The 12179-nt window shown below is 63.6% G+C and carries 14 protein-coding genes and 1 riboswitch; of the genes, 9 read left to right on the top strand and 5 right to left on the bottom strand.

The window, feature by feature from the left end; all coding sequences use genetic code 11:
- Window positions 1-95 precede the first annotated feature (95 nt).
- Genes thiS through trmB form a run of 3 tightly spaced genes read left to right on the top strand, consistent with a single transcriptional unit; the run spans window position 96 to window position 1791 of the window.
- Window positions 96-296 (top strand): sulfur carrier protein ThiS, encoded by a 201-nt coding sequence (gene thiS, locus SPICUR_RS01045; protein ID WP_041381970.1) that lies wholly within the window; start codon window positions 96-98, stop codon window positions 294-296.
- A 17-nt stretch (window positions 297-313) separates the two neighbouring features.
- Entirely contained in the window at window positions 314-1111 is a 798-nt protein-coding gene (locus tag SPICUR_RS01050) for a thiazole synthase (protein ID WP_023365155.1), read from the top strand.
- Entirely contained in the window at window positions 1108-1791 is a 684-nt protein-coding gene (trmB, locus tag SPICUR_RS01055; protein ID WP_023365157.1) for a tRNA (guanosine(46)-N7)-methyltransferase TrmB, read from the top strand. Before SPICUR_RS01050 ends, trmB begins: the two co-directional genes overlap by 4 nt.
- Before the next feature lie 81 nt (window positions 1792-1872).
- Here the strand turns inward: trmB and SPICUR_RS09680 are convergent, their stop codons facing one another.
- Complete coding sequence (locus SPICUR_RS09680; RefSeq protein WP_023365159.1) at window positions 1873-2046, bottom strand: AbrB/MazE/SpoVT family DNA-binding domain-containing protein; 174 nt, start codon at window positions 2044-2046, stop codon at window positions 1873-1875.
- A gap of 162 nt (window positions 2047-2208) precedes the next feature.
- On the opposite strand from SPICUR_RS09680, the gene SPICUR_RS01065 reads away from it, so the two are divergent.
- The 5 genes from SPICUR_RS01065 to SPICUR_RS01085 all read left to right on the top strand — a co-directional run bounded on the left by SPICUR_RS01065 (window position 2209) and on the right by SPICUR_RS01085 (window position 8172).
- The gene (locus SPICUR_RS01065; protein ID WP_237220340.1) at window positions 2209-3318 is read left to right on the top strand and encodes a Fic family protein; all 1110 of its coding nucleotides are present in this window, start codon (window positions 2209-2211) and stop codon (window positions 3316-3318) included.
- Between the two features lie 32 nt (window positions 3319-3350).
- Window positions 3351-3542: riboswitch (cobalamin riboswitch) on the top strand.
- A 145-nt stretch (window positions 3543-3687) separates the two neighbouring features.
- Window positions 3688-5568: a TonB-dependent receptor plug domain-containing protein gene (locus tag SPICUR_RS01070; RefSeq protein WP_023365163.1), complete on the top strand. Its 1881-nt coding sequence runs from the start codon at window positions 3688-3690 to the stop codon at window positions 5566-5568.
- Window positions 5562-6434, top strand: coding sequence for an ABC transporter substrate-binding protein (locus tag SPICUR_RS01075; RefSeq protein WP_077176378.1), 873 nt, complete (start codon window positions 5562-5564; stop codon window positions 6432-6434). The genes SPICUR_RS01070 and SPICUR_RS01075 overlap by 7 nt, the downstream gene beginning before the upstream one ends.
- The gene (locus tag SPICUR_RS01080) at window positions 6431-7414 is read left to right on the top strand and encodes a FecCD family ABC transporter permease (protein WP_023365167.1); all 984 of its coding nucleotides are present in this window, start codon (window positions 6431-6433) and stop codon (window positions 7412-7414) included. The genes SPICUR_RS01075 and SPICUR_RS01080 overlap by 4 nt, the downstream gene beginning before the upstream one ends.
- Window positions 7411-8172 carry an ABC transporter ATP-binding protein gene (locus SPICUR_RS01085; RefSeq protein ID WP_023365169.1) on the top strand — a complete coding sequence of 254 codons (762 nt, stop codon included), beginning with the start codon at window positions 7411-7413 and terminating at the stop codon, window positions 8170-8172. The genes SPICUR_RS01080 and SPICUR_RS01085 overlap by 4 nt, the downstream gene beginning before the upstream one ends.
- Here SPICUR_RS01085 and SPICUR_RS01090 read toward each other — a convergent pair.
- On the bottom strand, window positions 8145-8687 hold the full coding sequence (locus tag SPICUR_RS01090; protein WP_023365171.1) for a hypothetical protein: 543 nt from the start codon (window positions 8685-8687) through the stop codon (window positions 8145-8147). The genes SPICUR_RS01085 and SPICUR_RS01090 overlap by 28 nt on opposite strands.
- 35 nt (window positions 8688-8722) lie before the next feature.
- Here SPICUR_RS01090 and SPICUR_RS01095 point away from each other — a divergent pair, with 35 nt between their 5' ends.
- The gene (locus tag SPICUR_RS01095; protein WP_041381973.1) at window positions 8723-9502 is read left to right on the top strand and encodes an exodeoxyribonuclease III; all 780 of its coding nucleotides are present in this window, start codon (window positions 8723-8725) and stop codon (window positions 9500-9502) included.
- Here the strand turns inward: SPICUR_RS01095 and SPICUR_RS01100 are convergent.
- The 3 genes from SPICUR_RS01100 to SPICUR_RS01110 are packed head-to-tail and all read right to left on the bottom strand — an operon-like array spanning window position 9499 to window position 12140.
- On the bottom strand, window positions 9499-9765 hold the full coding sequence (locus SPICUR_RS01100; protein WP_148291300.1) for a glutathione S-transferase N-terminal domain-containing protein: 267 nt from the start codon (window positions 9763-9765) through the stop codon (window positions 9499-9501). The genes SPICUR_RS01095 and SPICUR_RS01100 overlap by 4 nt on opposite strands.
- A gap of 8 nt (window positions 9766-9773) precedes the next feature.
- Window positions 9774-10736 carry a thioredoxin-disulfide reductase gene (trxB, locus tag SPICUR_RS01105; protein WP_023365177.1) on the bottom strand — a complete coding sequence of 321 codons (963 nt, stop codon included), beginning with the start codon at window positions 10734-10736 and terminating at the stop codon, window positions 9774-9776.
- 24 nt (window positions 10737-10760) lie between these two features.
- Window positions 10761-12140: an AmpG family muropeptide MFS transporter gene (locus tag SPICUR_RS01110; RefSeq protein ID WP_051373222.1), complete on the bottom strand. Its 1380-nt coding sequence runs from the start codon at window positions 12138-12140 to the stop codon at window positions 10761-10763.
- Window positions 12141-12179: the final 39 nt, after the last annotated feature.

Raw genomic sequence — 12179 nt, forward strand, 5'->3', positions numbered from 1 at the left:
AGTATGCGGGTTTGATCAATTTCGGCAAGCCCCCGTTATGCCGTTCCCCGAGTGCTCTGCGGTATAATCCTGCTATGGAAGCACAGACCCCCGCGATCACCATCTTCGTCAATGGCGAGCCAACCCGCGTGGCGGGCGATTGCACGCTCGCGCGACTCATCGCGTCACTGGACGTCGGCCAACGGCGCATCGCCGTCGAACTGAATGAAGACGTCGTGCCGCGCAGCGAGCATGCCAGCCGACAGCTCCGCGACCACGACCGCATCGAGATCATCCGCGCCATCGGCGGTGGGTGAATGACCAAGAGGCAAGCATGACGCAGCAGCAACCACTGACCATCGCGGGGCACAGCTACCAGTCCCGCCTGCTGATCGGTACCGGCAAATACCGGGACATGGCTCAGGCCGGCGAGGCCATTCGGGCCAGCGGGGCCGAGATCGTGACCGTCGCGATCCGGCGCACCAACATCGGCCAGAATGCCGACGAGGAGAACCTGCTCGATGTCGTCCCGCCAAGCGAGTTCACCATCCTGCCCAACACCGCAGGCTGTTATACCGCCGATGATGCCGTGCGCGTCTGCCGCCTGGCCCGCGAGCTGCTGGATGGGCACGACCTAGTCAAGCTCGAGGTGCTGGGCGATCCCCAGACCCTTTATCCCGACATCCCCGCCACGCTCGAGGCCGCCGAGCGCCTGGTGGCCGACGGCTTCAAGGTGATGGTGTATACCAGTGACGACCCGATCATCGCCTGGCGGCTCGAGGAGATGGGCTGCGTGGCGGTGATGCCACTGGCCTCGCCGATCGGCTCGGGGCTGGGCATTCAGAACCGCTACAATCTGCTGACCATCCTCGAGAATGCCTCGGTGCCGATCATCGTCGATGCCGGCGTGGGAACCGCCTCGGATGCGGCGGTGGCCATGGAGCTGGGCGCCGATGGCGTGCTGCTCAACACCGCCGTCGCCGCGGCGCAGGAGCCGGTGCTGATGGCCTCGGCCATGCGCAAGGGGATCGAGGCGGGGCGTGAAGCCTATCTGGCCGGGCGCATGCCGATGCGCCGGTTTGCCTCGGCCAGCTCGCCGCTGGAGGGCACCTTCTGGCAAGGCCGCCAGTGAGTAAGACCGGTTACCGGCCGATCCGCAGTTTTGTCCGGCGCGAGGGTCGCCTGACCGCCGGCCAGCAGCGCGCGCTCGATGAGCTGTATCCGCGCTACTGCGTCGACTGGCCGGGCGGCAGGATCGATGTGGCGGCGGGCTTCGAGCGCCCCGCGCCGCTGGTGCTGGACATCGGTTTTGGCGATGGTGACGCCCTGGCGGAGATTGCCGCTGCGCATCCCGATCGCAATTACCTGGGCGTCGAGGTGTATCGCACCGGCACGGGCCGGCTGCTGCGGCGTATCGAATCGGAAGGCCTGACCAACCTGCGGGTGCTGCTGGCCGATGCCAGTGAGCTGCTGCGCGACGGGCTGGCCCCGGCATCGCTCGCGGGGGTGCAGCTGTTCTTCCCCGACCCATGGACCAAAAAGCGCCATCACAAGCGCCGGATCGTGCAGGCGGAATGGCTGGCCCGGGTGTCGGACCGGCTGCAGCCGGGCGGCTTCCTGCATATGGCCACCGACTGGGCGGACTATGCCGAATGGATGCGCTCACTCAGCGAGGCCGAGCCGCGCCTGGACAATCCGTATGGGGGCTATGCGCCCGATGCCGGTGATCGGCCCGAGACCCGCTTCGAGCGCCGCGGCCGACGCAAGGGGCATGAGGTGTTCGACCTTATCCTGCAGCGGGTGGATGTATGATCAACCCAACCCGGGAGCCGTGGGGATGACGGACAAGCGCAGAAATGATGTTCGTGTCGAGCAGATACGATTGAGCCACCGCTAGAGCGTCACATTTTCGGCAGCGGGAAGCCGCTCATCCACATCGGGAAACTCCATTTCGAGGTCTTCAAGCTCAGCGAGTACATCAATGAGCCCTTTTTTCGTCACCGGCTCAATGATCAGATGATCTCCTTCCTTGCGGAGAACGGCTTCCCGTCCGGAAGAGTCGGACATGGCTTTCCATACTCATCAGTCTCCCCTTACGACATATGTTTGAGCATGTGTTTGGAGGAGTGCCGTGTCAATCGGCCGACAGGTGCAACCGAGTGAGCCGCTATTAACGAGCGCGTTATTAGTGGCGTGGGCTATTAACGAAAACGCCGTTTAGTGTTAATCGTGAACGCGTTCGTTCCGCAGCCGTTGCCCCCTTATCCCGCACCGGAGATCACGGGGGCGCGCGCACGACGCCATGAGCAGGCACTACTGGCTTGCGGTCGACTGGATTCAATCACTCAGCTCCTCCCGGAGCCCGACCTGTTTCTCTATGCGTATATCCGCCGCGAAGCGCTTGTCTCAAGCCAGATCGAAGGTACCCAGTCTTCGTTGTCTGATCTGCTGCTCTTCGAGCTGGACGAGGTCCCCGGCGTTCCGTTTGACGATGTCGTTGAGGTCTCTAACTACATTGCGGCGATGAATCACGGACTCGAGCGGCTGAGAGGCGGGTTCCCCTTATCCAACCGGCTCTTGTGCGAGATGCATGCGCTGTTGCTCGCCCGCGGTCGTGGCGCCCGGATGCAGCCCGGAGCATTCCGCCGATCACAGAACTGGATCGGCGGGACGCGGCCCGGAAACGCCCGTTTTGTCCCTGCGCCGCCTGAGTATGTGCAGGACGTGATGGCCTCGCTGGAGGCGTTTCTGCATGGGGAGGAGCTGCCTTTTTCGGCGCTGATCAAGGCTGCGCTCGCGCATGTACAGTTCGAGACGGTCCATCCATTCCTCGACGGCAATGGCCGCATCGGTCGTCTGCTGATTGCCCTAACACTGCATCAGGACGGGGTGCTGCGCGAGCCGCTTCTGTATCTGAGTTTGTACCTCAAGCAGCACCGGACGACCTATTACGAGCTCCTCGATGGCGTGCGCTACGACGGGGACTGGGAGGCATGGCTGGATTTCTTCCTGGAGGGGGTTCAGGTCACCGCCACGGGCGCTGTCGACACGGCGGACCGGCTGGTGAGGCTGTTCCGGGAGGATGCGCAACAGATTCAGACTCTTGGGCGGGCATCCGCCAATACCCTCCGGGTCTTCGACGCACTTCGTTCGCGTCCGGTGGCATCCATAAAAGACCTCCGTCTTCGTAGCGAACTCAGTGCGCCAACCGTTGGCCGGGCGGTTGATGCCCTCGAAGAAATGGGGGTCGTCGACGAGGTCACGGGCCGTCAGCGTGATCGTGTCTATGTCTATCGCCGCTACCTGAATATCCTCAACGAGGGGGCAGAGCCCCTGTGAAGGGCCGCATTGAAGGCTTGATCCATTTGTTGCAGACTTATCGGCACTCTGGTTTGGGTGCTACGGCACCCGATTAAAAGGGAACGCAGTGCGAGACTGCGGCTGCCCCCGCAACTGTGAGCGGAGAGCGAAGCCCTGATATGCCACTGTCGCGACGGCGATGGGAAGGTGGGGCCAAGCGTTGACCCGCGAGCCAGGAGACCTGCCAGAGCGATCACCCATTTCCGGTGCGGGGCGCACCAGGGAAGCGGCACTACCGCAGCGGTGACAGTCGCCGGTCTGCGGTGGGCTGTCCGATGAGGGCCTTCGCAGACCCCGTGTGTCTGTCGGCGGGAGCCATCCCGCCCGAACGCCAAGGGCCTCAATCAAATGAACAAAGCGATCCCTCTGACCGCACTGGCGCTGGCCGCCGGTGTGTCGACGAACGCCTACGCGCAAACCAGCCAGACCACCGAGCTTGAACCAATCATCGTCTCCGGCGGCATCTCGCCGGTCACTGCCGATGAGTTCGGACGCTCCAACACTGTCATCACCCGCCGTCAGATCGAGGACAGCGGCTACGCCACCGTCCAGCAGGCGCTTGAAGCGCAGCCGGGGGTTTCGATCAACGGGACGGGGCCGAATGATCGGCAGATTCGCATTCGCGGCGGTGAGGGGAACCACACGCTCGTGCTGATCGACGGCGTCCGCGCGGCCTCGGGCGATAACGAATTTTTCCTGCGTGGTCTGGACACGAGTTATATCGAGCGCATTGAGATCCTACGCGGTCCGCAGTCCGTCCCCTATGGCACGGACGCGGCGACGGGCGTTATCAACATCATTACACGTGAAGCGGGCGATGGCGTCGGTTTTGGGGCATCGGCCGAGTTCGGTGAGGGTGACCGCCAGAGCGCGTACATCACCCGCGGTACCGATAACAGCGAGCTATCGCTGTCCGTGTCCAACCTGAATGACGAAGGTTATGACTTCAGCGGCAGCGGTGGTGAGAAAGATGGCACCCGCTGGAAATCGCTGAATACCAAGGGATCGGTGGATCTGACGGCCAGAACGACAGCGGGCTTCAGCTTTCGGTTTGCTGATGCGCGGTACGAATTCGACAACACGGATGACTATTCCGATTTCGCCCCTGGTGCGGATAACGTCGACGGTTATGTCGTCGATGATCCAGACAAGGAAAGGGATCTCACCGAACGGGCCGGGAGTGTCTATCTACAGCATCGCACGCCTGATGAAACGGTCAGTCATCGGCTTCGTTTCGACCGCACCGCTAATCAGACCGATAACGACTTCGCGAGCGATACGACGACTGAGGTTGGGCAATACCGTGTTCAGGTTGCACTCGATCAGGCCCGCATCGAGAGCAGCGATCAACTTCTGAGCTTACTGCTGGAGCGGCGTGTCGACGGAGATGAAAGCGAGACCAAGGATCGCGAAAACGATAGCTTCGGTCTCGAGTATCAGACGTGGCTGTCCGACGCCCTGAGCGTGCAGGCGGGGCTGCGTTACGACGATAACAACCTCTTTGAAGATGCGACCACCTGGAACATTGCGGGCAGCTATTTCCTGGATAACGGATTACGCCTGCATGCGTCAGGCGGTCGAGCCGTTGTCAATCCGAGTTTCTTTGAATTCACCGGTGGCACAGATGAGGCCTATAACAGCGATCTTGAGGCAGAAAAGAACCTAGGTTTTGACGTCGGCCTCGAAGCACCGCTCCCAGGCATCAATGGGTCCGCTGATATAACCGTTTTCCGTGACGTTCTAGAAGACGAGATTGTCTTTAAAAGTGGGACGTTCCCAGACCCGTTGGAGTACGGGAATCGTGATGGGGAAAGCGATCGCCGGGGTGTGGAGCTGACGGTATCTGCCAGCCCAACGCAAAGTCTCAATCTGCAGGGCAGTTACACCTATCTGGATGCGACGGACTCGGACGATGAAACGGTTACACGCCGGCCTCGCAATGAGCTTGGCGCCCGCGCCGAGTGGCGCCTTCCCAATGCGGCCACGACACTCTCGGGTGATGTCCGATACGTGGAAGGGCTTTTTGGCAAGGAGTTCTGGAACGAGGGATATCCGCAGACTGAGCTCCCGGACTTCACCGTCGTCAACCTCGCGGCCCAGCATGCCCTGACCGAGCACGTTGATCTCACTGCGCGTGTCACCAATGCGCTCGATGAGGATTACCAGGAGGTATGGGGCTTCGCGACTCGCGGTCGGGCGGCCTTCGTCGGTATCCGCACATCATGGTGACTGTATTGAGACGCCATGGGCTGATCGGGATGCTTATCCTGGTCGGCCTCGTCGCCACGCCGGTCGCGCCGGCAGCGACGGCCGCTGAGCCGCCCCAGCGGGTTGTCTCCATGAACCTGTGCACCGACCAGCTCGCCATGTTGGTGGCTGGGCCGGACCAGCTGATCTCGGTATCGGCGCTGGCGCAGGATCCGGCCAACTCGGCGATGGCGGATGTGGCCGGGCAGTATCCCGTCAACCATGGCCGGGCCGAGGAGATCCATCTCCTCGAGCCTGATCTGGTGATTGCCGGGCGCTTCAGCGCCGGGACGACCGTGTCGATGCTGCGGCGGCTCGACATCCCGGTCGTGGTGTTCGACCCTGCGACCTCGCTCGCCGATGTGCGGCGCAATCTCCGTCGTATGGGCGAGGTGCTGGGTCGGCCCGAGCGGGCGGATCAGCATATCGAGGCGTTCGATCGCCGGCTGGCGGCGATCCGTGCCCTCGAGCGAGATGAGACGGATACCGATACCGCTCTCTACTTCCCCAACGGCTATACACGCGGCGATGACACCCTCATTGGCGATATCGTCGAGGCAGCGGGGCTTCGTAATATGGCCGCAGAGATGGGGATTGAGAATGGGGCCTACCTGCCGCTGGAGCGGCTGGTGCTGGCAACGCCGGACCGGGTGATTACGGCCAGTCGCGGTCCCGGCTATTCGCGTTCGCAGGCTGTGATGCAGCATCCCGTCCTCGATGAAATTGCCCGATTTGGTGTCCATCGCGGGTTGGGCAATGCCGAGTGGGTGTGTGGCACGCCGCATGTGCTCGATGCAGTGGCGCGGATCGCCGCACTGTCTGGGGCCCGGGCCGCGGTGGTGGAATGAGTCGACTGCTGGGCGTCCTGCTGTTGTTACTGTCTGGTCTGTTTGCGGCCTCGCTGGTGGTCGGCCCTGCACCGGTTGATTCCCTCAACAGTCTGCAGGCCCTCGTTGCCGGCGGTGACACGCCCCTTGCACTGGTCATGCGCGAGATCCGTCTGCCGCGGGCCATTCTGGCGGTCCTGGTAGGAGGCAGCCTGGGGCTCGCCGGGGCGGCCATGCAGGGTTATCTCCGCAATCCCCTGGCCGAGCCCGGTCTGCTGGGCATCTCCGGCAGCGCCGCCCTGGGAGCGGTACTGGCCATTCAGTCCGGTCTGGCGGCGGCCTTTCCGCTGGGACTGCCCCTCGCCGCACTGGCTGGGGCGTTGGCGGGAGTGGTGCTGATTACCCTGCTGGCTGGCCGCCAGGGTGGCACGCTCAGCCTCATTCTCGCCGGCATCGCGATCTCCGCACTCGCCAGTGCGATGGTCTCGCTGGTGCTCAACCTCTCGCCGAACCCCTTTGCCACCAGCGAAATCGTGTTCTGGATGATGGGATCACTCGCCGACCGCTCCATGGAGCATGTCCTGCTGGCACTCCCGTTCGTGGCGCTGGGGGCGTTGCTGCTGCTCACTCTCGGGCGACCGTTGGATGCCATCACGCTGGGCGAGGACGCCGCCGAGGCCATGGGGATGCGGATCCGGCGGGTGCGCTGGCAGCTGATTGTGGGCTCGGCGCTGGTGGTGGGTGCCAGTACCGCGGTCGCCGGGACCATTGGCTTCGTGGGGCTGGTCGTGCCTCATCTGATTCGCCCCTGGGTGGACGCCATGCCCGGGCGACTGCTGGTGACCAGTGCCCTGGGCGGCGCCGCGATGGTCCTGCTCGCCGATGTCCTGGTACGCGTGATACTGCCCGAATCGGATCTCAAGCTCGGCGTTGTCACCGCGCTGATCGGTGCGCCGCTATTCTTGCATCTGATCTACCAGACGCGGCGGGAACTGGCATGACACGGGTGACGTTCGAGGATTTCTCGGTGGCGCTGGCGGGTACGCCGGTGATCAGCAACGTCAATCTGGCGATCGAACCCGGTGAGCTGGTGGGGCTGATCGGCCCCAACGGTGCCGGCAAGACCACGCTGATGCGGGCGGCGCTTGGGCTGATCCCCTCCCGGGGTGCATGCTCGCTGGCCCGGCTCGATGATCGCAGCCGCGCCCGCACCGTGGCGTGGATGCCGCAGGAGCGGGCGGTGGCCTGGCCGATTCAGGTGGCGTCGCTGGTCATGCTCGGCCGCATGCCCTATCGAGGCCCGGGCCAGCGACCAAGCCCCGACGACCGTCGGTCTGTCGCCGATGCGATTCATCAGGTGGGGCTGACGGGCTTTGAAAAACGTGCGGTCACCCGGCTGTCGGCCGGTGAGCGCACCCGGGCACTGATCGCTCGGGCGCTGGCGCAGCAGACCCCCATGATCATGGCCGACGAGCCCATCGCGGGGCTTGATCCGGCGCATCAGATCACCACCATGGAGACCTTTTCAGAGATCGCCGCCAGTGGCCGGTCGGTGTTGGTCTCCATCCATGATCTGGGGCTGGCCGCGCGCCATTGCACACGACTGATCCTGGTCGGCGAGCAGCGAGTCATTGCTGACGGCCCGCCAACCGCTGTGCTCACCCCGGACAACCTGGCCCGCATCTTTCACATCGAGGCCTTTCTGCAGTCCACCGATCACGGCCCGGTCTTTCAGTCGCTGCGCGTCCTCGGCCCGTAGCTTTTCGAGACGAACGCCACCTCGGTGTCGCCCCGCCGCTGGTTGATCACCAGGATCATGGCAAAAAACAGATTGCAGAGGATGTTGCAGAACCGCGGCAGGAGTTCGGGCACGGCGATGCCGGCCGCCTCGATGCGCACCATCTGCCGGATCGCCTTCTTGGCCCCGGAGCGCGCCAGGTTGAGGAATGGGACAGGCACGTCACCGCGCGGCAGCACGAACCCATCAGCGCGGCCGGCAGCTTCGTCGCGGTAGTGGCCGAGACGCGCCTTCGCCCAGTCGAGATCGGTCTCCTCGATGGCCAGTCGTCCGCGGATCGAGCCGTTGAGATGGAAGGCAAGCGGCTGGAGCGCATCGAGATCGGCGTGCAGGTCGTTCATTTCCGCGGGCAGGCTCGAGAGCGCCGCGCCGATATTGCCGCAGAGCTCGTCGGTGATGACCTCGAAATCGCACAGTGGCGAGGTTTCGTGGATGAACGGGTAGCAGACCTCATCGAGATCGCGGCTCCTTTGCATGGGTCATCTCCTTATGGTCGGTTATGCTGGACGCCATGACACTGAGCATCATGACCGCGAACCTCAATGGTATCCGCGCCGCGCAGCGAAAAGGGTTTTTCGACTGGCTTGACGCCGAGCGCCCGGATGTCCTGTGTATTCAGGAAACCAAGGCCCAGCAGGCGCAGCTTGAGGGCGGGCCGTACTTCCCGGCCGGCTATCACGCCGCCTTTGCCGATGCCGAGCGCAAGGGCTACAGCGGTGTGGCGGTGTATAGCCTGCAGGAGCCGGACGCCTACCATAAGGGCATTGGCATTGAGGAAATCGATCGCGAAGGCCGATGGCTGGAAGCCCGCTTCGGCAATCTAAGCGTTGTCTCGTTCTACATGCCCTCGGGGAGCTCCGGCGAGCATCGCCAGGGTATCAAGGATGCGTTCATGGAGCCGCTGCTCGAGCGGCTGAAAGCGATGGCGGCGGATGGGCGCGAATACGTCATCGGCGGTGACTGGAACATCGCCCATACCTGGCAGGATCTGAAGAACTGGCGATCCAACCGCAGGAACTCGGGCTTTCTGCCCCATGAGCGCGAGTGGATGGATCGGCTCCTCGGCGAGGCGGGTTTCGTCGACGCCTTCCGTCAGGTCAATGCCGCCGCCGATGAATACACCTGGTGGTCATTCCGCGGACAGGCCTGGGCCAACAACACCGGATGGCGGATCGACTATCAGATCACCACGCCGGGTATTGGCGCGCGGGTCCATGATGCCCGCGTCCATCGCGCTGACCGGTTCTCCGACCACGCGCCGCTGACCATCGAGTACGACTGGCCGGGTTAGCCCTCGGCGTCGAGGCGCTTGAGGTAGTCGACGATGTCGGCGGACTCGTAGAGCCACTCGACACGCCCGTCCGGGTACTCAAGGCGCAGACACGGGACCATGCCCTTGCCGCCACCGTCGATGAGCTCCTGACGACGATCAGGCTCACGGAGGATATTGCGCGACTCCAGCTCCAGACCCAGATCCTGGGTGGAGCGGCGGACCATCTGGCAGAAGCCGCAGAGGTCATGCTCGTAGAGGGCGAGATGGGTGGGTTTTTCCATAATGATGCTCACTCGTTGGATTCGAGGGTGTCGAGGTAGCGCTCCGCGTCCAGCGCGGCCATGCAGCCGCTGCCGGCGGAGGTGATGGCCTGACGGTAGACGTGGTCCATGACGTCGCCCGAGGCGAATACTCCCGGCTGACTCGTCGCCGTCGCGTTACCATCCAGGCCGCTGTGTACACGGATATATCCACCGCTCATGTCGAGCTGGCCCTGGAAAAGCTCGGTATTGGGGCGGTGACCGATGGCTATGAATACGCCAGTAAGCGCGAGATCGTCGGTCCGGCCATCCACCGTACTCTTGAGCCTCGCCCCGGTCACACCGGTCTCATCCCCGAGAACCTCGTCGAGCGTGCTGTTCCAGCGAATACTGATATTCCCCGACTCAACGCGCTTTTGGACCTTGTCGTGCAGAATCTTTTCGCCACGGAACTGATCCCGGCGATGGACGATCGTGACATGGCGGGCGATGTTGGACAGATAGAGCGCCTCTTCCAGCGCGGTATTACCGCCACCGATCACGGCAACATCCTGGTTGCGGTAGAAGAAACCATCACAGGTGGCGCAGGCGGAAACGCCCTTGCCCATGAACTGGCTCTCGGAGTCGAGGCCCAGATACATGGCTGAGGCGCCGGTGGAGATCACGAGTGCGTCGGCAGTGTACTCGCCGCTGTCACCAACCAGCCTCACCGGACGCTCGCCCAATTCGGCGGTATGGATATGATCAAAGACGATATCCGTGCCGAACCGCTCGGCGTGCTGGCGCATCCGCTCCATGAGATCGGGGCCCTGCAGCCCGGAGACGTCGCCGGGCCAGTTGTCGACATCGGTTGTGGTGGTCAACTGACCGCCCATCTCCAGCCCGGTCACAAGAACCGGCTCGAGATTGGCACGGGCGGCGTAGACGGCAGCGGTATAGCCAGCCGGCCCCGAGCCGAGGATCAGCAAGCGGCAATGGCGCGCTTCGGACATGACGGGCTCCCTGAAGATAAAACGCTATTTTCCACCGTCACGTGTGACAGCGTCTAGGGTGCCGCGTGCGGATTCGCGGCGCATGATGATGACGATCAGGCCCACTGCCGGTAGTCCCATGAGCGCTGAGATGACGAAGAAGGTCGGATAGTTGATGGCGTCGACCACCATACCGCCAAATCCGCTCAGAAACTTGCCGGGTAGCGTCATGAGCGAGCTGAAAAGGGCGTACTGCGTGGCGGTGTAGCTCGTGTTGGTCAGGCTCGACAGCCAGGCGATGAACACTGAGCCGGCGATGCCGCCGGAGAGGTTGTCGGCGCTGATGGTGAGCACCAGGGCGGAGGTCGCGCCGCCCTGGCCGGCCATCCACGCGAACAGCAGATTGGTGACAGCGGCGAGACAGGCACCGCCCAGCAGCGGGCGCATGATGCCGAAGCGCGCTGTCAGTGATCCACCCAGCAGAGCGCCCACAATGGTCATGCCCAGGCCCCAGGCACCGCTGACATTGGCGATCACCGCCTTGCTGTAGCCAAGGTCGATGTAGAGCGGATTGGCCATACTGGCCATGGCGATATCGGTGATTCGAAAACTCGCCACCAGCGCCAGCATCACCAGGGCGAAGCGCCCGAAGCGGCTGAAAAACTCGCGCACCGGCGCGACCACGGCGCTCAGCAGCCAGGCGATTGTCTGTCGCAGCCATCCCGGCATCTGCGGGTGCCGGGCGATGAATGCCCGAGCGTGTGCATCATCGCCACGTCGGAGCCGATCGATCTCGCGGACGGGTTCCGGTCGCAGCAGGACGGTCAGCATACCAATGCCCATCAACGCGGCCATGGTGAGGTAGGCTGCCCGCCAGTTGAGCAGATCAGCGAGATAGAGGGCTCCGGTGTAGGAGGCGAGGATGGCGACGCGGTAACCGAGCTGGTAAGCCGCGGCCAGTGCGCCCTGGAAGCGGTCGATATCGCATTCAATGCGGAACGCGTCTATGGCGACATCCTGTGTCGCTGAAGAAAACGCCACCAGCAGCGCGAGTAGTGCCACCGGCAGGAGTCCCGCCGCCGGATCGGCGAAGGCCATCCCGGTCAGGCCGGTGGCGATGCCGAGCTGTCCGAGCAGGATCCAGGCCCGGCGGCGGCCCAGGTATCGGGTCAGTGCGGGCAGGGGGACACGGTCGATGACCGGCGACCAGATGAACTTGATCGAGTAGGTGATGCCGACCCAGCTGAAAAAACCAATGGCCGAGCGGCTGACATCCATCTCCCGCAGCCAGGCGCTGAGTGTGGCGAACACGAGCATGAACGGCAGTCCGGCCGAGAACCCGAGAAACAGCATCGCGAGGACACTGGGCCGGCGGTAGACCGTGATTGCCTCGCGCCAGCGCCCGCTTCGAGTGGTTTGCTCCATGAGCGCATCCTCGGGGAAGGCGCCGGGCGGAGCAAGGGT

The organism is Spiribacter curvatus (assembly GCF_000485905.1).
In the GTDB taxonomy this organism is placed as follows: domain Bacteria; phylum Pseudomonadota; class Gammaproteobacteria; order Nitrococcales; family Nitrococcaceae; genus Spiribacter; species Spiribacter curvatus.

Coding starts and splice junctions, on each gene's coding strand:
- trxB (WP_023365177.1), bottom strand. CDS start 10,736: ATGTCCGAAGCGCGCCATTGCCGCTTGCTGATCCTCGGCTCGGGGCCG.
- SPICUR_RS01080 (WP_023365167.1), top strand. CDS start 6,431: ATGAGTCGACTGCTGGGCGTCCTGCTGTTGTTACTGTCTGGTCTGTTT.
- SPICUR_RS01110 (WP_051373222.1), bottom strand. CDS start 12,140: ATGGAGCAAACCACTCGAAGCGGGCGCTGGCGCGAGGCAATCACGGTC.
- SPICUR_RS01050 (WP_023365155.1), top strand. CDS start 314: ATGACGCAGCAGCAACCACTGACCATCGCGGGGCACAGCTACCAGTCC.
- SPICUR_RS01075 (WP_077176378.1), top strand. CDS start 5,562: ATGGTGACTGTATTGAGACGCCATGGGCTGATCGGGATGCTTATCCTG.
- SPICUR_RS01090 (WP_023365171.1), bottom strand. CDS start 8,687: ATGCAAAGGAGCCGCGATCTCGATGAGGTCTGCTACCCGTTCATCCAC.
- SPICUR_RS01100 (WP_148291300.1), bottom strand. CDS start 9,765: ATGGAAAAACCCACCCATCTCGCCCTCTACGAGCATGACCTCTGCGGC.
- SPICUR_RS01095 (WP_041381973.1), top strand. CDS start 8,723: ATGACACTGAGCATCATGACCGCGAACCTCAATGGTATCCGCGCCGCG.
- SPICUR_RS09680 (WP_023365159.1), bottom strand. CDS start 2,046: ATGTCCGACTCTTCCGGACGGGAAGCCGTTCTCCGCAAGGAAGGAGAT.
- SPICUR_RS01085 (WP_023365169.1), top strand. CDS start 7,411: ATGACACGGGTGACGTTCGAGGATTTCTCGGTGGCGCTGGCGGGTACG.
- SPICUR_RS01070 (WP_023365163.1), top strand. CDS start 3,688: ATGAACAAAGCGATCCCTCTGACCGCACTGGCGCTGGCCGCCGGTGTG.